The organism is Curtobacterium sp. UCD-KPL2560, assembly GCF_001705035.1.
Classification (GTDB): Bacteria; Actinomycetota; Actinomycetes; order Actinomycetales; family Microbacteriaceae; genus Curtobacterium.
Map to the genome: position 1 here is coordinate 1 of NZ_MCIG01000037.1, position 21,734 is coordinate 21,734.

At 74.4% G+C, this 21,734-nt stretch carries 17 protein-coding genes; 8 read left to right on the plus strand and 9 right to left on the minus strand.

Annotated elements, in window-relative coordinates; genetic code table 11:
• Nucleotides 1-793: DMT family transporter (locus BEP24_RS09885; protein WP_141693422.1), on the minus strand; the 793-nt coding region annotated here is incomplete at its 3' end.
• 71 nt (nt 794-864) lie between these two features.
• On the opposite strand from BEP24_RS09885, the gene BEP24_RS09890 reads away from it, so the two are divergent.
• The 6 genes from BEP24_RS09890 to BEP24_RS09915 all read left to right on the plus strand — a co-directional run bounded on the left by BEP24_RS09890 (nt 865) and on the right by BEP24_RS09915 (nt 12,573).
• Nucleotides 865-1,713 (plus strand): LysR family transcriptional regulator, encoded by an 849-nt coding sequence (locus BEP24_RS09890; RefSeq protein ID WP_065962873.1) that lies wholly within the window; start codon nt 865-867, stop codon nt 1,711-1,713.
• Nucleotides 1,714-1,801: 88 nt separating this feature from the next.
• Nucleotides 1,802-3,010 (plus strand): histidine kinase, encoded by a 1,209-nt coding sequence (locus BEP24_RS09895; protein WP_065962876.1) that lies wholly within the window; start codon nt 1,802-1,804, stop codon nt 3,008-3,010.
• The gene (locus BEP24_RS09900; protein WP_065962877.1) at nt 2,998-3,735 is read left to right on the plus strand and encodes a response regulator transcription factor; all 738 of its coding nucleotides are present in this window, start codon (nt 2,998-3,000) and stop codon (nt 3,733-3,735) included. The genes BEP24_RS09895 and BEP24_RS09900 overlap by 13 nt, the downstream gene beginning before the upstream one ends.
• A gap of 104 nt (nt 3,736-3,839) precedes the next feature.
• Nucleotides 3,840-4,652 (plus strand): fructosamine kinase family protein, encoded by an 813-nt coding sequence (locus BEP24_RS09905; RefSeq protein ID WP_065962879.1) that lies wholly within the window; start codon nt 3,840-3,842, stop codon nt 4,650-4,652.
• Nucleotides 4,653-5,197: 545 nt separating this feature from the next.
• Nucleotides 5,198-10,783 carry a glutamate synthase-related protein gene (locus BEP24_RS09910; protein WP_065962880.1) on the plus strand — a complete coding sequence of 1,862 codons (5,586 nt, stop codon included), beginning with the start codon at nt 5,198-5,200 and terminating at the stop codon, nt 10,781-10,783.
• Nucleotides 10,780-12,573, plus strand: a complete 1,794-nt coding sequence (locus BEP24_RS09915) for a sulfite reductase subunit alpha (protein WP_065962882.1) — start codon at nt 10,780-10,782, stop codon at nt 12,571-12,573. Before BEP24_RS09910 ends, BEP24_RS09915 begins: the two co-directional genes overlap by 4 nt.
• 96 nt (nt 12,574-12,669) lie before the next feature.
• Here BEP24_RS09915 and BEP24_RS09920 read toward each other — a convergent pair whose 3' ends face one another.
• The 8 genes from BEP24_RS09920 to mvk form a co-directional block, all read right to left on the minus strand.
• A complete protein-coding gene (locus BEP24_RS09920) occupies nt 12,670-13,812 on the minus strand; it encodes an alpha/beta fold hydrolase (protein ID WP_083230268.1) in 1,143 nt (380 codons plus the stop codon).
• Between the two features lie 4 nt (nt 13,813-13,816).
• The gene (locus BEP24_RS09925; protein ID WP_065962883.1) at nt 13,817-14,722 is read right to left on the minus strand and encodes a hypothetical protein; all 906 of its coding nucleotides are present in this window, start codon (nt 14,720-14,722) and stop codon (nt 13,817-13,819) included.
• Nucleotides 14,722-15,216 (minus strand): hypothetical protein, encoded by a 495-nt coding sequence (locus tag BEP24_RS09930; protein WP_065962886.1) that lies wholly within the window; start codon nt 15,214-15,216, stop codon nt 14,722-14,724. The genes BEP24_RS09925 and BEP24_RS09930 overlap by 1 nt, the downstream gene beginning before the upstream one ends.
• A 156-nt stretch (nt 15,217-15,372) precedes the next feature.
• Complete coding sequence (locus tag BEP24_RS09935) at nt 15,373-16,548, minus strand: hydroxymethylglutaryl-CoA synthase (protein WP_065962888.1); 1,176 nt, start codon at nt 16,546-16,548, stop codon at nt 15,373-15,375.
• Nucleotides 16,545-17,609 carry a hydroxymethylglutaryl-CoA reductase gene (locus tag BEP24_RS09940; protein WP_065962890.1) on the minus strand — a complete coding sequence of 355 codons (1,065 nt, stop codon included), beginning with the start codon at nt 17,607-17,609 and terminating at the stop codon, nt 16,545-16,547. Before BEP24_RS09940 ends, BEP24_RS09935 begins: the two co-directional genes overlap by 4 nt.
• On the minus strand, nt 17,606-18,685 hold the full coding sequence (locus tag BEP24_RS09945) for a phosphomevalonate kinase (RefSeq protein WP_065962892.1): 1,080 nt from the start codon (nt 18,683-18,685) through the stop codon (nt 17,606-17,608). The genes BEP24_RS09940 and BEP24_RS09945 overlap by 4 nt, the downstream gene beginning before the upstream one ends.
• Complete coding sequence (gene mvaD / locus BEP24_RS09950; protein ID WP_253181650.1) at nt 18,682-19,689, minus strand: diphosphomevalonate decarboxylase; 1,008 nt, start codon at nt 19,687-19,689, stop codon at nt 18,682-18,684. The genes BEP24_RS09945 and mvaD overlap by 4 nt, the downstream gene beginning before the upstream one ends.
• Entirely contained in the window at nt 19,689-20,690 is a 1,002-nt protein-coding gene (gene mvk / locus BEP24_RS09955) for a mevalonate kinase (protein WP_083230269.1), read from the minus strand. The genes mvaD and mvk overlap by 1 nt, the downstream gene beginning before the upstream one ends.
• A 136-nt stretch (nt 20,691-20,826) precedes the next feature.
• On the opposite strand from mvk, the gene BEP24_RS09960 reads away from it, so the two are divergent.
• Both BEP24_RS09960 and BEP24_RS09965 read left to right on the plus strand, forming a co-directional pair.
• Complete coding sequence (locus BEP24_RS09960; RefSeq protein WP_171898791.1) at nt 20,827-21,279, plus strand: MarR family transcriptional regulator; 453 nt, start codon at nt 20,827-20,829, stop codon at nt 21,277-21,279.
• 25 nt (nt 21,280-21,304) lie between these two features.
• Nucleotides 21,305-21,727, plus strand: coding sequence for an organic hydroperoxide resistance protein (locus tag BEP24_RS09965; RefSeq protein ID WP_065962896.1), 423 nt, complete (start codon nt 21,305-21,307; stop codon nt 21,725-21,727).
• Nucleotides 21,728-21,734: the final 7 nt, after the last annotated feature.

Here is a 21,734-nt window from a genome sequence, read left to right on the forward strand (position 1 = left end):
GGTCCCCGGGGTCGAGCTCGCGGCTCCCGACCTGCCGAAGGGCTTCTCGTCGAACCGCGCCGACTTCCAGGACGGCTCCTCCGACCAGGCGCGTGTTCCACGCGTAGGCCAGCCCCGTGCCCACGGCACCGAGCGCGACCATCGCGGCCACGATCCTCCAGTCCAGCCGCACCGGACCGGTCGCGACCACGGGCGCGACCACCAGCATGAGCAGCGCCGCCAGGCTGAGCTGCACGGTCGCGACGGTCGTCGGGTCCTGCCCGCTGCCGACACCGAAGCGGCGGAGCCAGGCGAGACCGACGCCGTACGACGCCGTCATGCCGAGCAGGGCCAGCTGCCCGGGGACCGTCGCGAGCACGCGCGGGTCCCCGACGAGGTCCCACGGCCCGACCAGGACGAGCACCCCGACGATCCCGGTCACGATGCCGAGGACCTGTCGGCGGGACAGGCGTTCGGTCGGCACGAGCACCGCGAGCGCGAGCAGCGTCATGATCGGGGTCGTCGCGTTGTAGATGCTCGCGAGCCCGGACGGCACGGTCTGCTCCGCCCACGCCATGAGCGAGGACGGCACCGCGTTGAGGAAGACCGCGACGACGAACAAGTGGCCCCACACGCGGCGGTCGCGCGGCCAGCGGCGACGGGTGACGAGCAGGATGCCGACCAGCGTCACCGCGCCGAGCACCGTGCGCACGGTGGCGACCTGCTGCGGGGCGAGCCCCTCGAGCCCGATCTTGGCGAAGAAGAAGCTCGAGCCCCAGGTCAGGGCCACGAGCACGTAGAGGAGGGCGTTCACGAGGGCTAGCATCGAGCACCGTCAGCGCATGTGTCGAACGCATGCGCCGCATACCCTCATGAGGAGGACGCATGCCCGTCTCGATCCCGCAGGTCCGTGCCTTCGTCGCGACCGTCGACGCCGGCTCGTTCACGAGCGCCGCCACCGCGCTCGGCGTCGGGCAGTCGGCCGTCTCGCACGCCGTCGCCGGCTTCGAACGCGAGGTCGGCGGTCCCGTCGTGCGCCGCGGCGGCGCCGCGGTCCCGACCGCCCTCGGCGAACGGCTGCTGGCGCACGCCCGCCAGGTGCTCGCCTCGGTCGACGGCCTGGAGGCGGTGGTGCGGCCCGCCACGGCGCGCGGCACCGTGCGCCTCGCCGCGGTGCCGACGGTGTGCCAGGGCCTGCTCCCCCGCCTCCGCGAGCTGTGGTCGGTGACGCTGCCGGACGTCGACGTCCAGGTGTACGAGGGCGACGACGACGAGATGGCGGAGTGGTTGGAGGGCGGCACCGTCGACGCGGCCGTGCTCGTCGACCCGACGCCGGTGCCCGAAGGCGGGGTCGTCGTCGCGCGGGACGAGATGGCCGCGGTCGTCCGGCGGGACCACCCGCTCGCGGACACCGCGGCGATGACCCTCGACGACCTGCACGAGGACGGGCTCGTCGCGGGCGGCGGCGGGTGCGAGCACCAGATCGAACGGATGCACGAGCTCGCGGGGCAGCCCTTCCGGTGGGCGCACCGCGTGCGGGAGATGAGCACGATGTTCGGGATGATCCAGCGCGGCGAGGGGGTCTCGATCGTCCCGTCACTCGGGCGGGTGATGCTGCCCGAGGACCTCGTGATGCTGCCGGTCGCGCCGCGGTACGAGCGGACGCTGGTGCTGAGCGGGCCCTCGACGCGGGCGTGGCACCCGCTGGCGCAGGCCCTCGTCGACGCGGTTTGAGGTCGGCGGCGGCACCGGTGCCGACGCCCGGACATCTCCGACCTTCGGCCGATCCGGCGACCGCCCGGTCCTTCCTAGGCTCGGGGGCATGACCGCGACCGCGCTCCCGCCACCCGCGCCCCTCGGACGACGGGTGTGGGCGCAGACCTGGCGGGTGCTCGTCGCCCTCGTGGCCGGCTTCACCGCGTTCGGGCTGATCTGGCCCGAGCTCGACACGTCGTCGTGGTCGGAGGCGCGGCTCGGCATCGGGCTCCTCGGGGACGTCACGGCCGGGGTCGTCGCACTCGTCGTGTACTGCTTCCGCCACCGTGCGCCGCTGTTCGTCACCCTGGCGGTCATCGGCCTCAGCACCGTGTCGACGTTCGCCGCGGGCACCGCCGTGCTCGCGCTCGTCTCCCTCGCCACCTGGCGCCGCGGGGTCGAGATCGCGGTGGGCAGCGCGGCGATGCTCGTCACCGGGCTCGTCGGCGAGCAGCTCGTCTTCCCGGGCGGTGACGTGCCGCTGTGGCAGACCACGCTGGTGTCGGTCGTCTTCCTCGCGCTCGTGGTCGTCGTGGGTGTGGCGATCGGGCAGCGCCGGGCGCTCGTCCAGTCCCTCCGGGAGCGGGCCGCCCTGCTCGAACGCGAACAGGCCGTGCGCGAGGACCGTGCGCGCGAGCAGGAACGCGCGCACATCGCCCGCGAGATGCACGACGTGCTCGGCCACCGGCTCTCGCTCGTGGCCCTGCACGCCGGCGCGCTCGAGTTCCGCGGCCGGTCGCTGTCGCCGGACGACACCGTCGAGGCCGCGGGGGTCGTCCGCGCCGAGGCGCACGCGGCCCTGACCGACCTGCGCGACGTGCTGGGGGTCCTGCGCGACCCCGCCGGTCGCGACACCGACGACCCGACCGGCACCGCGCCTCCGCAACCGACGCTCTGCGACGTGCCGGCCCTCGTCGACGAGGCCCGCGCAGCCGGTGCGACCGTGACCTGCACGGTCGCCGAGGGTGCCTGCGCCGCCGGGGAGACCGTCGGCCGGCACGCGTACCGGATCGTCCAGGAGGCCCTGACGAACGCCCGCCGGCACGCCCCGGGCCAGCCGGTCACGGTGTCGATCGCGGTGCTGCCGACCCCGGCGCTCCGGGTCACGGTGACCAACCCGACGCTGCCCGGGGACCGCGGGCACGACACCGACGGCGGCGGGCACGGGCTGCGCGGCCTCGCCGAGCGGGCGCGTCTCGTGGGCGGCTCGTTCCGCGCCGACGTCGACGCCGCCGGCGTCCACACGGTCGAGGCGGTGCTCCCGTGGACGGCGTGACCGCGCCGGTCCGGGTGGTGCTCGTCGACGACGACCACCTCGTGCGCGCCGGGCTCCGGCTGCTGCTCAGCGGCGACGACGGTGTCGACGTCGTGGGCGAGGCCGGCGACGGCGTCGAGGCCGAGCGGGTCATCGACGCGGTCGAGCCGGACGTCGTGCTCATGGACATCCGGATGCCGCGCTGCGACGGGCTCGCGGCGACCGAGCGGGAGCTCCGGAAGCGGCCGGAGCTCGCCGTCCTCGTGCTCACCACCTTCCAGGGCGACGACATGGTCCTCGGCGCCCTGCAGCGCGGTGCGCGCGGGTTCCTGCTGAAGGACACCCCGCCGCAGGAGCTCGTCGCCGCGATCCACGCGGTCGCCGCCGGCCGGTCGACGCTGTCGCCGTCGGTGCTCGACCGGGTGATCGCCTTCGCCGCGGGCACCGGGTCGGCGACCGGTCCCGGGAGCGTACCCGCCGACGAGTCCGGTAGACCCGGGGACGGCCGCGCCGCGGGAGGCGCGCTGCCGGACGCGAGCGAGGAGCGCCGGCTGATGGCGACGCTGACCGACCGGGAGCGCGAGGTCGCGGTCGCCGTCGCGAACGGAGCCTCGAACGCCGAGATCGCCGCGGACTTGTTCGTCGGACTCGCCACCGTGAAGACCCACATCGGGCACGTCTACGACAAGTTCGGGGTCGACAACCGGGTGCAGTTGGCGCTCATCGTGCACGCCGCCCAGCGCTGACGAGCCGGGGCGACGAGCCGAGCTGACGAACCGGCACGAGTCGGGCGCGACGACCCGGGGGCGGTACCGAGCCGCCGGGCAGGCGCGACCGGCAGGATGGGGCGATGCCCGCGACGCACGTGAAGACCTTCACCGACCCGGGCGAGGCCACCGCCGAGGCCCTCGGACTCGAGTGGCTCGCCGAGGCCGAGGACGCCGGCGGCACCCGGATCGCCCGTGTGCTCGGCCACCCGGAGCCGACGGTCCTGCACCTCGAGCGCATCACCGACGGCGTCCCCGACCGCGGCCAGGCGGAACGCTTCGGCCGGTCCCTGGCGCACACCCACGCCGCGGGTGCGACGCACTGGGGCGCCCCCGCACCGGGCTTCCCGTCCGGACGCGGGATGCGCGTCGGGCGGTCCCGGACACCGTTCGTCCCCGCCGCCGAGGCGCCCGCGAGCTGGGGCGAGTTCTTCGCCGAGTACCGCATCCGTGACTTCGTCCGCCGCATCGTCGACCGTGGTGGGTTCGACGGTGCCGAGGCCGCGGTGTTCGACCGGGTCGCCGACCGGGTCGCGGACGGGACGCTCGGCTCCCCGCAGCCCGCGCTCGTCGGCGACGGACCGGCCCGCCTGCACGGCGACCTCTGGGCGGGCAACGTGCTCTGGCCCACCGACCGGAGCGAGCCGACCGGCGCGGTGCTCATCGACGCGACCCCGCACGGCGGCCACGCCGAGACCGACCTGGCCCTGTTGGCACTGTTCGGCCTGCCGCGTCTCGAGACGGTCCTGGCCGGCTACGACGCCGAGTCGCGGTTGGCCGACGGCTGGCAGGAACGGGTCGAGCTGCACCAGCTGGCGCCGCTGCTGCTGCACGTGTTCCTGTTCGGCGGTTCCTACGCCGACGACGCCCTGCGCGCCGCCCGCCGCTACGCCTGACCCAGTCGCAGGCCGGTTCCGACCCCCGTCCGGACTCCGCCTGACCCAGTCGCAGGCCGGTTCCGACCCCCGTCCGGACCCCGCCTGACCCGGTCGCCGGTCGGCTCCGGCCCGCCGTCCGGACCCCGCGCACGTCCGGCGGCCGGCGAGGCCCGAGGTCGGACCGCCGGTCCCGCTCCCCCGCTGACGCAACCGGTGCACGATCCCCGGGGAACGGGCACCGGGATCGTCAGCAGCTCCTCCACGGCTCGGTGCCCGGCCCGGCGTGGGGCCCGCTCGGGCCGGGCACCGGGCGTCGACCGGCGACCGCGGCGCACCGCGACGCGCCCGCCGGGGCCGAGCCGCGGTGCACCGCAGCGCGCCCGCCGGAGCCGACCCGCGCCTCCCGTCCGGTCGGTCTGTTGCGTGCGCGGTATACCAACCCGTAGCATCGGCTCACCCCACCCCACCGGGCCCGGCCGCCACCAGACGGTCTGCCCACGGCGAGCGCTCCACCGATGCAGCCTGGCCGACCGCTGCCGGCACTCGTTGCACTGGATCCGCTCGTGAACCCCTCCCCCTTCGGCCTGTACGACCCTGCTCGCGAGTCGAGCGACTGCGGCGTCGGCTTCATCACCCGTCTCGACGGCACCCCGAGCCACGACGTCCTGGTGAAGGGCGACGAGGCGCTCTGCTCGATCCCGCACCGCGGCGGCAAGTCCGCCGAGGGCGTGGGCGACGGCGCGGGTGTCAGCATCGACCTGTCCGTCGAGTTCTTCAGCGCGATCACCGGGCAGGCCCTGCGCGCCGGGCACTTCGGCGTCGCGAACTGCTTCGTGCCGAGCGACCCCGACGAGCGTGCCGACGCCGAACGGCTCGTGACCGCGGAGCTCGACCGCCAGGGCTTCGAGCTGCTCGTCGTGCGCGACGTCCCGGTCGACCACTCCGTCGCCCGTCCCGAGGCAGAGCGGTACCAGCTGCCGATCGTGCAGTGGGTGTTCCGCGCCCCGGAGGACTGGGCCCGCGCCGACGTCGACGCGGCCGCGAACCGAGCGCTGCTCGCGATCGAGGCGGTGTCCTACGCCCGGGCCACCGAGACCCGGGCCCCGCACGCCGCCCTGTACCCGCTGTCGCTCAGCGCACGCACGCAGGTGCTCAAGGGGCGCCTGAACTCGGGCGAGGTGATCGGGTACTTCACCGACCTGCGCGACCCGCGGCACTCGGTCCGGACGCTGTACTTCCACACGCGCTTCTCGACGAACACCGAGCCGCACCCGACGATGGCCCAGCCATTCCGACTGATGGCGCACAACGGCGAGCTGAACACCGACCGCAAGAACCGCCTGTCCGACGAGGCCTCGGCCCGGGCCCGCACGCGCAGCATCGTGCGTCCGCCCGGGCAGTCCGACTCGAGCCGGCTCGACCAGACCCTGCAGAGCCGGGTGTTCGAGGACGGCCTGGACATCGTCGAGGCCGTCGTGACCCTGATGCCGCCGGCGTGGGAGAACGACCGCACGCTGAGCCCGGCGGTGCGGGACATGCTCGAGTACCACTCGCTGTACGAGGAGAAGAACGACGGCCCGGCCGCCGTGATCTTCAGCGACGGCGACGTCGTCGGCGCCCGCCTCGACCGGCTCGGCCTCCGCCCGCTGCGCACGGTGCAGACGGACGAGTACCTCATCGTGGCGTCGGAGAGCGGCCAGGTGTCGTTCGACGCCGACACCGTCGTGCACCGCGGCCGCATCGAGGCCGGCGGGATGCTCGTCGTGGACCACCGCACCGGCGCGGTCCTGCGCACGGACGAGGCCCTCGAGCTGCTCGCCGCCCGGAAGCCGTACGGCGCGCTGCTGGACGCCGCCCGGGTCGACCTCGACGCGCTGCCCGCGCCCGACTACGACCGCGGCGCGAGCACGCTCGGCTACGACGGCGACCTGTCGCTCGCGGGCCGCTACGTGGCGTACTCGCTGAACCAGGAGAGCTTCCGGTTCATGCTCGACCCGATGCTCGCGACCGGATCGGAGCGCATCTCGGCGATGGGCTACGGCACCGCGATCAACGCGCTGAGCGACACCGAGGGCGGCATGGCGAAGTACTTCTCGCAGCGCTTCGCCCAGGTGACGAACCCGCCGCTCGACTCGATCCGCGAGGCCGACGGCATGTCGATGCGGGTCGCCCTCGGCGCCAAGCTCGACGCGCACGCCAGCGCAGGAGCCCCGGTCACCGACGGCACCGGCACCGCCCCCACCCGCCAGATCGTCGTGCAGTCCCCCGTGCTCGGCCACCTCGACATGGTCCGCCTGCGCGACCAGACCGTCGTCCCACTCGAGCGCTTCGACATGCTCTACGTCCCCGTGCTCGGCGACGAGCAGGCCAACGCCGCGGCCGTCCGCTCGGCGGTCGACGCGCTGTGCGACGCCGTCGAGGCGTTCGCCCGCACCTCGGGCGGCATCGCCGTCCTGACCGACCGCGCGGTGTCGTCGACGCACGCCCCGCTGCCCGTGATCCTGGCCGTCGCCGCGGTCAACCAGCGGCTCATCGAGACCGGCCTGCGCCTGCGGCTGTCGATCGTCGCCGAGTCCGGGCAGCTGCCGTCGTCGCACCACGTCGCGACCGCGCTCGGCTTCGGCGCCTCGGCCGTGTACAGCCTGTCGGCACGACTGCGTGCGGAGGAGCAGTACCCCGCCGAGGCCGCCCCCGCCGGCGAGGTCACCGCGACCGACCTGGCGCTGCAGCGGTTCCGGAAGGCCGCCGAGAAGGCCCTCGCGAAGACCATGGGCCGCGTCGGGCTGTGCACCGCCGAGAGCTACATCGGCGGCGCGTTCTTCGAGCCGAACTACCTCGACACCGGCGACGACCTGTTCGCGCGGGTGTTCCCGTACATGCAGGCACCGGTCGGCGGCGTCGGCTTCGCGCGCATCGCCCAGGCCGCGACGGACTGGCACGAGCGCGCACGATCGGTCGCATCGGCGGCCCAGGTCCCGCTCCTCGGGCTGTTCAAGGAGCGCTCGGACGGCGCGGGCCACTCGTTCGGCGTCGCGAGCGTCCGCGGCTTCGGCGGCATGACCGAGGAACGCCCGGCGTTCGAGCGCGCGGGCGACTCCGAGGCGCTGCGCCTGCTCACCCTCGGGCAGCTCGACGACGCCTTCGGCATCACCGACAGCACGTACCGCCACACCGGGTACGACCGGCTGAGCGACGCCGAGGTCGACGCGCACCGGATCACCCCGGGCTACGTGTCGTTCCTGCAGACCACGCACGACGAGCGCTCGCGTCGCCCGGCCGCGCTCCGCGACGTGCTCGCGCTGCCCGCCGACGTCACCGGCATCGACACCGCCGAGGACTTCGCACGCGAGCTCGGCCGCTTCTCGACGAGCGGCAACGCGAGCATCACGGTGCGCGGGCTGTCCGGCTCGCGTCCGGCGTCGTCCGACGGTCTGCCGGGAGGCGCGGCCCGCTTCCGCCTGGAGCTCACCTCGACGGGACCCACGGGTGCCCTGCGCCACACGGCCCTCGCGGACGGGCTCGCGCTGCTGCACCCCGGCCAGGTCGCCGTCGACACGGTCGACGACGAGCACGTGACGCTACGCGCCACGGGCGGCGCGGCCGCCCTGCTCGCCCTGCTGCAGAGCGCCCCCGCGAGCGTCGACCTCGACGAGGTCCAGCCCGCCCACGAGGTCACCCGCACGCTGGCGTCCGGCGCGATGAGCCACGGTGCCCTCGTCGCCGCGGCGCACGAGGCGGTCGCGCACGGCACGAACATGGTCGGCGGCATGTCGAACTCCGGCGAGGGCGGCGAGCACCACATCCGCTACGGCACCATCCGCGGCTCCCGGATCAAGCAGTTCGCCTCCGGCCGGTTCGGCATCTGGGCCGGGTACCTCGCCGACCCGATGCTCGAGGAGCTCGAGATCAAGATCGGCCAGGGTGCGAAGCCGGGCGAGGGCGGCCAGCTGCCCGCGCCGAAGGTCACGGTCGACATCGCCGCGGCGCGCGGTGGCACCCCGGGCGTCGAGCTCATCTCGCCGCCGCCGCACCACGACACGTACTCGATCGAGGACCTCGCGCAGCTCATCCACGACTGCAAGGCCGCCCGGGTGCGCGTCGTCGTGAAGCTCGTGTCCTCCGAGGGCATCGGCACGATCGCGGTCGGCGTCGCGAAGGCCGGCGCCGACGTCATCAACGTCGCGGGCAACACCGGCGGCACGGGTGCCGCGGCCGTCACGAGCCTGAAGTACGCGGGGCGCTCCGCCGAGATCGGCGTGGCCGAGGTGCACCAGGCCCTCGTCGCGAACGGCCTGCGGCAGAAGGTCACGCTCCGCTGCTCGGGCGCGCACCAGACCGGCTCCGACGTCGTCACGAGCGCCCTGCTCGGCGGGGACTCGTTCGAGTTCGGCACGACGGCGCTCATGATGCTCGGCTGCGTGATGGCGAAGAACTGCAACGTGAAGTGCCCCGCGGGCCTGACCACGAACCCGGAGGCGTTCGAGGGCGACCCGCGCGCGCTCGCGCAGTACCTGCTGAACATCGCGCACGACGTCCGGCAGATCCTCGCCCGCCTCGGCCTGCGCTCGCTCCGCGAGGCCCGGGGGCGCACCGACCTGCTCCAGCTCCTCGACCACCCGGCGAGCGTCGGGCGGCTCGACGTCCGCGGCCTGCTCGCCCGGGTGCCCGAGAAGGTCGTCACCGACCCGGAGTACCTCGAGAAGGACTACCGCACCGACGACGCCCTCATCGAGCAGGTCCGCGCCGCGTTCGTCGAGGGGCACGAGGCCGCGCTGACGATCGACGGCGTCCAGCTCGGCAACGCGGACAAGTCCGTCGGCGGCCAGCTCGGCATCGACCTCGAGCGCGTCCTGAACCACGAGCTGCGGGGCGTCGACCTGTCGGCGCACCCCGCGGTCACGACGGACGACCGTGGCCGCCGCCGGCTCGTCGACGGCGCCCTCACGGTGCGCACCTCCGGCTCGGCCGGGCAGTCGTACGGCGTCTTCACGAACGACGGCACGACCCTCGAGCACACCGGCACCGCGAACGACGGCGTCGGCAAGAGCCAGTCCGGCGGCCGCATCGTCGTGCGTGCGCCCGGCGGCGGCAGCGCCGAGCGGGGCGGCAACGTCCTCGTCGGCAACTTCGCGCTGTTCGGCGCGACCGGTGGCCGCACCTTCGTCGAGGGCGAGGCCGGCGACCGGTTCGCCGTCCGCAACTCCGGCGCGACCGCGGTCGTCGAGGGCCTCGGCGACTTCGGTTGCGAGTACATGACCGGCGGCGCGGTGTTCAACCTCGGCGGCTTCGGCAAGGGCCTGGGCAACGGCATGTCCGGCGGGTTCCTGTACCAGTACGACCCGACCGGCCGGGTGACCGAGCGGGCGAGCACCGACTCGCTCCTGGTGTTCCCCGTGACCGAGACCGCACGCGGAGCGTTCCACGAGGCGGCCGCCCGGCTGCTGCTCGAGTGGCACCTCGAGGCCACCGGGTCGGCACGCGCCGAGCAGCTCCTGGCCGACTGGGACACCACCCGCACGCACGTGTACGTCGGCATGCCCCGGGCGCTCCTGCTCAGCCAGGACGCGGACGAGATCCTCGCGGCGGCGACCCGCACGGAGCTCCTCGACGAACTCGCGACCTCGGTCGCGACGGACAAGCTCCGTGCGTTCAAGACCGACTACCGCGACCGGCGCACGGTGCTCGACGGCCGCGCCCCCGCGCTCGGCGACCAGGGCGGTGACACGTTCTCGCTGCTGTCGTCGTACACGGTGCTCGCGGTCGCCCAGGACGTGGCGCAGGAGCGCGTGCCCGGCGCCGCCCCGGCCGACCCGCGGGTCACCGAGGCCGTCCGGAACCTCGTCCTGACCGAGGACTTCCAGGTGAAGCAGCGCGTGGTCAAGTACCTGCGCGCGACCTTCGAGTCGTTCGCCGACGACGAGCTCGCCACGCTCATCGCCGTCAAGCGGCTCGACGACGCCAAGCGCGCGCTGACGCAGCGGAACAACCGCAGCTCGGACGCGCCCGGGACCACGGGGTGGATCATGCACCAGAACGCCAAGAACGCCGGACGGGTCCGCGCGGCCCGGTTCGACGAGCTGCTCGCGACCGCGGCCCTCGACGACATCGCGCGCCGGGCACCGCAGGCACCGGTGGAGGTGGGCGCGTGAGCACGCTCCCCCCGACCGGGTCCCTGATCCCGGTCGACGCCCCGTTCTCGGCCGCCCAGGAGTCCTGGCTCGCGGGCTTCATCGCGGGGGTCGCCGCCGCGGGACGCCGGTCGACCGCGCCGGCACCGACGACCACGGTGGACGTGCTCTTCGGCACGCAGACCGGCAACGCCGAGCTGCTCGCCGACCAGCTCGTCGCCGGTGCCGTCGCCCGCGGGCTCGGCGGCCGGGCCACCGCGCTCGACGACGTCTCGCCCGAGCAGCTCGCCGACATGTCCCACGTGCTCGTCGTCACCTCGACGTACGGCGAGGGCGAGATGCCCGACAACGCCGGTCTGTTCTGGGAGGCGCTGCAGGCGAGCACCGTGCCCCGGCTCGAGGGGCTGCAGTACGCCGTGCTCGGGCTCGGCGACACGAGCTACGACGAGTTCTGCCAGGCCGGCAAGCTCCTCGACACCCGCCTCGAGCAGCTCGGCGCGACACGGATCCACGACCGGGTCGACTGCGACGTCGACTTCGAGGACCCGGCCGAGCTCTGGACGGCCGCCGTCCTCGACCGCGTCGCCGCCCAGGCGGGAGCCACCGGCGCCGCTGCGGGCGCGACCACCGGGGTCGGCGCGACCACGACCGCGACCGCAGCCGGCGGGGCGGGGGCGAGCCGCGCCTCCCGGCCGGGTGCGCAGTGGACCAAGCGCACCCCGTACCGTGCGCCGCTCGTCGTGAACCGCCTGCTCAGCGCACCGGACAGCGCCAAGGAGATCCGGCACCTCGAGTTCGACCTCGGCGACTCGGGCATCGAGTACGCGGCCGGTGACGCCCTGGCCGTCGTCCCGCACAACGACCCGGCACTCGTCGACGAGCTGCTCGACCACCTCGGCGCCGACGGCTCCGCGGACGTCGACGGCCGCCCGCTCGCCGAGGTCCTGCGCGTCGACCGCGAGGTCAGGACCCCGTCGAAGGACCTGGTCGCCGACCTCGTGCAGCGCGCGCCGGCGTCCGAGCTCGCCGCGGTCGTGGCGCACGGCGACAAGCAGGAGCTGGACCGGTGGCTGTGGGGCCGCGACGTCCTCGACCTCCTCCGGGACGCGGGTCCCGCGGCGCCGACGCTCGAGGAACTCCTGCCGAACCTGCGCGGACTGCAGGCGCGCCAGTACTCGATCTCGTCGAGCCCGCTCGCCCACCCGGGCCGGGTCCACCTGACCATCGCGAGCGTGCGGTACGGCGACGCCCACCGCACCCACCACGGCGTCGCCTCGACGTACCTGGCGGACCGCGTGCAGGCGGACGGCGAGGTCGGGGTGTACCTGCAGCCGAACGCCGCGTTCGGGGTGCCCGCCGACGGCGACGCCCCGATGGTGATGATCGGTCCGGGCACCGGCATCGCGCCGTTCCGCGGGTTCCTGCACGAGCGTGCCGCATCCGGGGCGCGGGGTGCGAACTGGCTGTTCTTCGGCGACCAGCACCGCGCGACCGACTTCGTGTACGAGGACGAGCTCACCGACCTGCAGGAGCGCGGCGTGCTCGACCGCCTCGACCTGGCGTTCTCGCGCGACCAGGCCGAGAAGGTCTACGTGCAGACGCGCATGCGGGAGCAGGCGGCGGAGCTGTACCGCTGGCTGGAGGACGGTGCGTCCGTGTACGTGTGCGGCGACGCCTCGCGGATGGCGAAGGACGTCGAGCAGGCGCTGCTCGACGTGATCGCCGCCGGTCGGGGGCGCGGCGTGGACGACGCGCTCGCGTACCTGGCCGACCTGCGCCGCGCGAAGCGGTACGTGCGCGACGTGTACTGAGCGGGGCCATCACCCCTGCGGCGCCACCCTGCCCCGGGGCGCGACGGCTCGGACCCGGGGCACCCCCGGGGCCGCCCCCGATGCGGCGCGCTGCGCTCAGCGGGTCGGCAGCCCCGGCAGCGCGGCGATCCACCCGCCGACCTGCGCGTCGAACCACGCCGCGTCGAGGTTCCGCTCCCACGCGTGCTCGGCCGACCCGCTCACCGCCAGGGTCACCCGGTCGGGGTGCGCGGCGGCGAAGTCCTGGCTCACCGTGAACGGCACGGTGCGGTCGCCGTCGGAGTGCACGAGCAGGGTCGGCGGCAGCGGCGGCGGCACCCGCAGCCACGACAGCGCGCGGACGTCCACCGGCCGCCGCAGTCCCACGACGCGGTGCAGCCCGGGCGTGCGCATCGCCGCGAGGGCGGCGGACACGACGGCACCGGGCACGGGGGTGCGGGCGGCCTGGAAGCGGACGGCGGCCTCCCAGTCGAGCGCCGGCGCGACGAGCAGCACGCCGACCACCAGGTCGCGGTGCGCCGAGCGCAGGAGCAGCTCGTGCGTGACGGTCGCGCCCATCGACCAGCCGACCAGGACGATGCGCCGTGCACCGTTCGCGACCGCGTGGTCGAGCGCGGCCTCGACGTCGACCCACTCCCGGGCACCGAGGTGGGACGCCCGCCCCTCCCACGGGGCCTCGCCGTCGCCGCGGAACGACGGGACGATCGAGGTCCACCCGGCCTCGAGCGCGGCCGGGACGGTCCGGAGCGCGGTGACGCGGGTGGTCCGGATGCCGTGCACGTGCACGGCCCAGGTCGACGCGGCGTCGTCGTCCGGACGGGCCGGGCGGACCACCCACGCGGGGGCGTCGCCGAGCGGCGTCGGGATCGCGACCTCGGACCAGTCGACCGCCATCGCCGCCGGGTCCGGGTGCACGTGCCCGCTCCACCGGATCCGGTCGGACACCGCACCCGTCGTCCGGACCACGGCGCGGCGCACGGTGCCCGCGGTCTCGTCGACCTCGAGCACGGGTCCGACGGTGGTGTGCCCGTCGCCGTCGTGCCACAGGCCGTACTCGCCGGGCCGGAGCGTGTCGGGCGTCAGCGGCAGCTGCACCGAGTCGGCGTCCGCCGAGAGCACGGGCGTCCAGCGGTCCCGCCCGGGCAGCACGATCTTGCCGACCACGGCCCGCAGGCCCGGCAGGCCGCCGACCACCACGAGCACCACCAGGGCGACGAGCACCCACACCACGACCGTCATGCCGTCATCCTCCGATGTTCCGTGCGAGCACCCGCTCCGCGGACCGCACGTGGGCGAGCTCGCCCGGGTCGATCGACCGTCCCTGCACCTCTGCGTCGCGGATCGCGATGACGAGGTCGTACGTCCGCACCCGCAGGTCCGCGCGGCGTTCGACCGGCCGCAGCCCGTGGTGCCGCACGACGCGGGCGAGCCGCCGGTGGTGCCGGCCGAGCCGCAGGTCGCGCACCCACCGGCGCACCGTGAACGAGGCCATGCCGACCACGACGAGCACGATCCCGAGGTAGAACGGCGGGTCGAAGGCGAACCGCAGCACGTCGCGGACCCCGGCCGGGAACAGGCCGAAGTGGTCGGCCGTCAGCGACACGACCTCCTCGACGCTCGCCGCGGTGACGAGGACGAGCCCGACCCGGAAGACCCCGAGCGCGCCTCGGCCGGTCGGCATCCCGCGCACGAGCGTCGTCACGGTGATCGCCGCCACGCAGGCCATGTACACCGAGGCGTACAGCCACATCGCGGTCTGGTCGATGCCGAGCACGATGAAGTGGAACGCGGTGGTGCCGCGGTCGGTGATGCAGGCGAAGGGGATCGCGAACGCGGCGACCATCGCCAGGAGCGCGAGCGGGTGCGCGAGGAGCGGTCGTCGCGGCAGGTCGCCCGTCGCGGCGCGGAGCATGAGCCAGAACGCGGTGGTCGCGCACACGTTCTGCACCAGGTTGACGACGTTCGTCCCGCCGAGCCACCCGTCGAGCACGGTCTGCGGCACCACGCTGCCGAGGGTCAGCAACCCGAGGGCACCGACGCCCGTCGCCGCCCAGGCCGCACGGCCGCGGGGGTTCCGCCGGACGGACGGCGTCCGCGCCACGAAGATCAGGGCCGCGCACCAGAAGGTCGCGGCGTGCAGGGCACCCATCAGCCGTAGGCCCGCTCGTCGGACGCGCCCGCACCCGCACCGAGCAGCACGGTCGCGACCTCGTAGGCGAACCGCTCGGCGAAGTGCTCGTCGTCCCCGGAGACCCGCGCGAGCCCGGCACCGGCGTGGCCGGCGTGCGGCGCTGGGGTCCCGTCGACGTCCCGCTGGCACACGTTCGTCCCGCTGGCGAGGGCGGCGACCGCGGTCGGGGTCGGCGCTCCGGCGTCGCCGTGCACGAGGTGGCCGAGTTCGTGCAGCACGCAGTGCATCCGGTACAGCGGCGGGACGGCGGCCGGCACGAGGACGAGGTTCTCGTGCGGCGCCTGCGACACCAGGGCGGTCAGGCTCCCCCACGACGGCCCGTCGACGTCGACGACCCGCGTCGGGCGGCCGACGGTGCGGGCGACCGCGGCGACCACGTCGTCGAGTCGCGGGGCCCGCGGCAGCGTGCGCACGAGGTCGGCGACCACCGCCGTCACGTCCCGCTCGGCCATCGACTCCCCCTCGTCCCGCGGACAGCCTAGCGGCGCGGTGGGGCGGACCGGGCGGACGCCGGTCGCGGCGACCGGACGACGGACGGGAGGCGCGGTGCCGTCCAGCACCGCGCCTCCCGTCCGTCGTCAGGTCGCGTCCACCGCGACCTGCCGCACTCAGTCCTGCGCGACCGCCTGGTAGTGGCGCGCGCCACCGCGGACGCCCGCGAAGCGGAACGGTCCGGCGGTCACGCGCGGACGCTCGACGTCCTCGCTCGTCGCCGCACCCGCGGCGTGCAGGGCGCGGTACTCGTCGACGGTCAGCCGCACGCGGGACCCGAGCACCTCCTGCACCCGGCCGACACGGCGGTGCTGCTGGTGGTCGGGCCGCACGATGCCGGTCATCAGCTCGCCGACGCTGCCCGAGCCGTAGCTGAACATCGCGATCCGCTGCCCGGCGAGGTCGTCGTCCAGGTCGAGCAGCGCCGCGAGCCCGATCCAGATCGACGCCGTGTACGTGTTGCCGGTCTGCTTGTTGTACGTGAAGCCGATCGCGAGCTCGGACTCGTCGAAGGGCTCACCGACGTGCTGCGTGAGCTTCCGGTGCGCCTTGATCGCCATCTTCGTGAACGGCTGGTGGTGCACGAACCGGGCGATGTCGCCGAAGGCCGGACCGCCCTGCGCGGCGAGGTCGTCCCACGCGCCGATGAAGGCGTCCACGTAGGCGCTGACCGACAGGCGGCCGTCGACGAGCGCGGTGGAGCGGTCGTTCGGCCGCCAGAAGTCGTCGACGTCCGCCGTGAAGACCCCGGCGGCCGGTTCGATCTCGATGAGGTCGGGGTCGGCCGACACCAGGATCGCGGCGGCGCCGGCACCCTGCGTCGGCTCCGCGGCGGTGTCGACGTCGTAGCGGGCGACGTCGGCGGCGATCACGAGCACGCGCTCGTGCGGTGCGCGCGCGACGATGCCGAGCGCGAGCTGCACCGCGGCGGTCCCGCCGTAGCAGGCCTGCTTCAGCTCGACGACGCGGACGCCCTTCGGCAGCCCGAGCAGGCCGTGCACGAACACACCGGCCGCCTTCGACTGGTCGACGCCGGACTCGGTCGCGAACAGCACGGTGCGGATGCCCTCGACGCCGTGGCGGTCGATGACCTCCTTCGCGGCGGCGGCGCCCATCGTGACGATGTCCTCGTCCGGGGCGGGCACGCTGAAGGCGTCCTGGCCGATGCCGACGTGGTACTTGGCCGGGTCGACGCCGAGGCGCTCCGCCAGGTCGTCGAGCTCGAGCACGTGGTGGCCCGTGGCGATCGCGATGTCGTGGATGCCGACGGACAGCGACTGCTGCGTGGTCATGCTGCACCTCCTGCAGGTCGGGAGCCACGGCGTTCCATCGCGACGTGCGCGGCCATCAGCTCCCCGGGGTTCGTCTGGGCGGCGAGCAGGGACAGCTCACCGCAGAGCACCGTCGCGGCGCACATGGCGGCCAGACGACGGGCGTTGGCACCGGGCTCGCGCTCCTCGCGGCAGCCGAGGCGCACGAGGGCGTCCTCGACGACCGGCAGGTCGCCGCCCTTGCCGTTGCCGACCGTGCCGACGATCAGGTGCGGCAGCGCGGTCGAGAAGTACAGGTCGTCGCCGCGGGCCTCGGCGAAGGTGATGCCCTGCGAGCCCTCGACGATGTTCGCGGCGTCCTGCCCGGTGGCCAGGTAGAAGCCGAGGAGCATGTTCGCGTAGTGCGCGTTCGCGGAGCGCAGGGCCCCGGCGATGGTCGAGCCGACGAGGTTCTTCGCGACGTTGAGCTCGGCGATCCGGGCGGCGGAGGACCGCAGCCGCTTCTCGACGACCTCGCCCGGGATGACGATCTCGGCGATGGTGTTGCGCCCGCGGCCGCGGATGCCGTTCACCGCGGTGGCCTTCTTGTCGGTGCAGAAGTTGCCCGAGACGCTGACGTACCGCAGACCCGGCTCCCACGCGAGGATCGCGGGCAGGAGCGTGTCCGCCGCCTGCGTCACCATGTTGTGCCCGGACGCGTCGCCCGTGGTGAACGCGAAGCGCAGGAACAGCAGGTCGCCGACGATCTCGGGGTGCACCTCGATGAGCTTCGCGAACCGGCTCTGCCCGGCGACGAGCTGCGCGAGTTCGTCCTGGCGCGCGAGGATGCGGCCCGCGGCGATGTGCGCGGCGGCGGCGCTGTCGGCCTTCACGACGACCGAGCGCGTCATGCGCTCGTCGACGACGGTCGCGACGATCCCGCCCTCGACCATGCGCGAGACACGGGCGCCGCGGCCGACGGAGGGCCACAGCGGCGACTCGTACGTCGCGAGCGGCACCTCGTGCTCGCCCTCCACGGCGTTGCCGCTGATGCGGATCGGTCCCACCCACTTGGTCGGGATCGGGGTCAGCAGGTCGGTCATTCGACGCTCCCTTCGGGTGCCTGCACCGCGACGCTGAGGTGTCTGATGTCGTGCGCCTCCCAGGCGCGGTGGATCTCGGCGAGGTCGGTGTCCGCCGGGACGAGTGCGATGCCGCAGTCGCCGCCGCCGGCGCCGGACGGCTTCGCCGCCCCGCCGGCCGCCTCGACCACGTCGCACAGGGTGGTGAGCCGCTCGGTCTCGATCTGCGAGCCGACGGACGCGCCGAGGCGCTGCAGCAGTCGGCGGGCGCGCCGCAGCGCGTCGAGCGTCGTCGCCGCGTCGCCGGTCTGGAGGCCCGTGGTCAGGTCGTCGACGCAGGTCCGGCTCTCGTCGAGGAACGCCTGGTACCCGCCGTTGCGGTGCCGACGGACGACGTCGACGAGCTTCGTCGTCGACGCGGGCGAACCCGTCCAGCCGACCAGGAGCTCGAGGTCCGCCGGCGCGGGCAGGCGCTGCACGTCGAACCCGGTCCACGCCTCGGCGTCACCGAGGACGTCGGAGACGGAGCGGTCCCCGAGCATCCCGGCCAGCCGTTCGCGGTCGGGCGCGCTGTAGCGCAGCCACCCGCCGAAGGTGCTCGCTGCGAGGTCGCCGCCGGAGGCCTGCGGGTTCACCCGGATCGTCGCGAGGAGGGCGACCTGGAACCGCTGGCGCTGCGTCAGGCCGATCCGGTAGAAGCGGTCGAGCGCGCCGACCGTGGCGACCGTGACGGCGGCCGAGGAACCGAGGCCGAACTTGCGGCCGCTGGCGTCGTCGAGCTGGCTCTCGATGCGGAGGTCGTGGAACCGCGGGGCGATGCCGCGCTCGGCACGGAGCTTCTCGACGAGGTCGATCGTCGCCATGACGTAGTCGTACGGGTGGTGCTCGCGGTCGAGGGCGAGCCCGTCGTCGTCGCGCGTCCAGGTGAGCGGCAGGTGGCCGTACTCCTCCGAGTGCACGCTGCCGGCGCCGTGGCCCTCCTGCACGCGCGCGGTGATCGCACGGTCGAGGGCGATGAGCACGGACGGCTGCCCGGGCTCGACGACGGCGTACTCACCCGCGACGAACAGCTTGCCGTGGGCGCGGAACTCGATCACTCGGCGGTCTCCTCCGGTCGGACGGCACCCGCTCCGGGTGCCCCCGCTCCTTCGGAGCCGACGAGGTGCGCGCCTGGTCCGGTGCCCGACTCGATGACGTCTCCCAGGCCCTGCAGCGCGGCCGCGACGGCGCCCCGGTCCTCCGGGGTGGTGAGGACCACGACGTTCGGCCCGGCGTCCGCCGTGGCGTACGCCTGCAGCCCCGAGGCACGGAGCTCGGCGACCGCGTCGAAGACCGCGACGCTGCGGGCGTTCAGGTAGCGGATCGGGGGGAACGCACCCTCGATCGTGGCGTGCATGCGGAGCGCGTTGCTCTCGGTGAGCTCGCCGATGCGCGGGAAGTCGCCCGCGGCGCAGGCCGCGAGCATCTCGTCCACGGTCCAGGTGGTCGACGTCACCCACGCCGGGTAGAACGGCGAGGTGGCGATCGTGCGCCGCATGGCCTCGCGGGAGCCGATCGCCTTCTCGCCGGCCGAGATCGTCACGACGACCATCGCCATCGGCGGCGCGGGGACCCGCTCGGCGAACGAGCCCTGGTCGTCCCCGGCGTGCCAGACGGCCACCCCGCCGGGGATCGACCGGGTGGCCGAGCCGGAGCCGCGCCGGGCCAGGCGGGAGAGGTCCCGCTCGGACAGGTCGAGGCCGTACGCGGCGGCGGCGGCCGTGGCCAGGGCCGCGAAGCCCGAGGCGCTCGACGCCAGGCCGGCACCGGTCGGCACGGTGTTCTCGGAGACGACGGTCGCGCGCTGGTCACTGCCGGCGAGGTCGCGCACGAGGTCGAGGAACTGCTGCACGCGGAGCAGCGCACCGTCCGGGGCTGCGCCGCCGTTGAGCACGAGGGTGTCGTGCTCCGCCGTGCCGTCGAGCGTCACCGTGGTGGTGGTCGGGAACACGTCGAGGCCCATCGACACGCTGCCGGTCGCGGGCAGGGCGAGCTGTGCGTCCGCCTTGCCCCAGTACTTCACGAGCGCGATGTTGGGGTGCGCGACGGCGGTGGCGGTCATCAAGCGCGGGCTCCGATCGTGGTGGTCCAGGTCTCCGTGGCGCCGGCCTGGCGGAGTGCGGCCGCGATGCGGTCCGCGTGCTCCCGGTCCGCGGCGAGCGCGAGGACGCATCCGCCGCGCCCACCTCCGGTGAGCTTCGCGCCGAGGGCGTCCGCACGCCGTGCGGCGTCGACGAGCCGGTCCAGGTCGCCGCTCGACACGTCGAGGGCGGTGAGCAGTCCGTGCGCGGCGTCCATCGTGGCACCGAGGGCCTGTGCATCGCCATCCACGAGTGTCCCCCGTGCGCGTCGCGCGAGGGCCCCGATCGCCGCGACGACCTCGTCGACCGCGGCGGGGTCGGCGTCGTGCCGCTCGCGCACGGCGGCCACGGCCTCACGGGTGTGGCCGGGGACGCCGGTGTCGGCGACGACGAAGGTGAACGCGGCGCCGAGCGGCACCGGGTGCACAACGCCGTCCTCGAACCACACCGGGACGTCGGCGACGACCCCGCGGGCGTCGAGCCCGGAGGGGCGGCCGTGCGCGACGCGCTCGCACTCCTGCACGAGCTCGTGGTGCTCCTCGGGGTCGAGGGTGCGGCCGAACACGTCGGCCACCGCGGCGGTCACGGCGGCGGCGACGGCGGCGCTCGACCCCATGCCGCGGGCCGTGGGGACGGCGCTGTCGACCCGGACGTGCAGGTGCTGGCCGGGGACGCCGAGGTGCCGGAGCGTCGCGGTGACCGCGGTCACGGTCGGCAGGACCGCCGCGGGGGCGGTGTCGAGCGGCCCGGTGTGCACGACCGACTCGAGGGTGCTGCCCCGCTCGGCGTCGACGGGCGTCGCGGTCGCCGTGACGCGGACGTCGAGGACGGGCAGCACGAGGGCCGGGACGCCGTACACGACGGCGTGCTCGCCGACCAGGATGGTCTTGCCGTGGGACGACGCGGTCCCGGTGCGGAGGACGTGTCCTGCTCCCGGGGTCGCGGTGGTGTCCGCGGTGGTGTCGGCGTGGTGGTGGGTCATCGTGGGTCACGTCAGCCTAACCGGCTGCGCGGACACCGGTCGTGCGGGGCCGGGCCGACGGCGCCGACCGGCCGGACTTCCTCCACGTCGCCTGAACTCGGTTGTGCACAACTCGGTTGCGTGCAATGCTCCTTCCATGGCCGTGACGGACGAGATGGTGTGCTTCTCGCTCTACGCGGCGTCCCGGGCCACCACCCAGGCGTACCGCTCGATGCTCGAGCCCTGGGGCCTCACGTACCCGCAGTACCTCGTGCTCGTGACGCTGTGGATCGAGGGCGACCAGACGGTCTCCGGACTCGGCGACCACCTGCAGCTCGACTCCGGGACGCTCTCGCCCCTGCTCCGCCGCATGGAGCAGGCCGACCTCGTCCGCCGCGAACGCCGCAGCACCGACGAGCGCGTCGTCACCGTGACCCTCGGCGAGCGCGGCCGCTCGATCCGCCCCGAGCTCGCCCACGTCCCGGCCCGCATCGCCGCCGGGATGGGCCTGTCCGGCGAGGACGCCGCACTCGAGCTCATCAGCACGCTGCAGCGCCTCACGGCCACCATGCACGCCGCCGCCGCGGACCCCGCGGTCACGGCCGACTGACCCCACGAAGGAAGGAAGGACCCACATGGACGTCCTCTACACCGCCGAGGCCCTCGCCACCGGCGAAGGCCGCAACGGCCACGTCACCACGAGCGACGGCACGGTCGACTTCGACCTCGCCATCCCGAAGGAGATGGGCGGCTCCGGCAACGGCGCGAACCCCGAGCAGCTCTTCGCGGCCGGCTACAGCGCCTGCTTCCACTCCGCGCTGCAGGGTGTCGCCCGCGCGCAGAAGGTCAAGATCACCGACTCCTCCGTCGGCGGCCGCGTCCAGATCGGCCCGAACGGCCAGGGCGGCTACCAGCTCGCCGTCATGCTCGAGGTCGTCATCCCGGGCATGGACCACGACCAGGCCCAGGCCCTCGCCGACGCCGCGCACCAGGTGTGCCCCTACTCGAACGCGACGCGCGGCAACATCGACGTCACGATCACCGTCTCGGAGGACTGACCCGTGA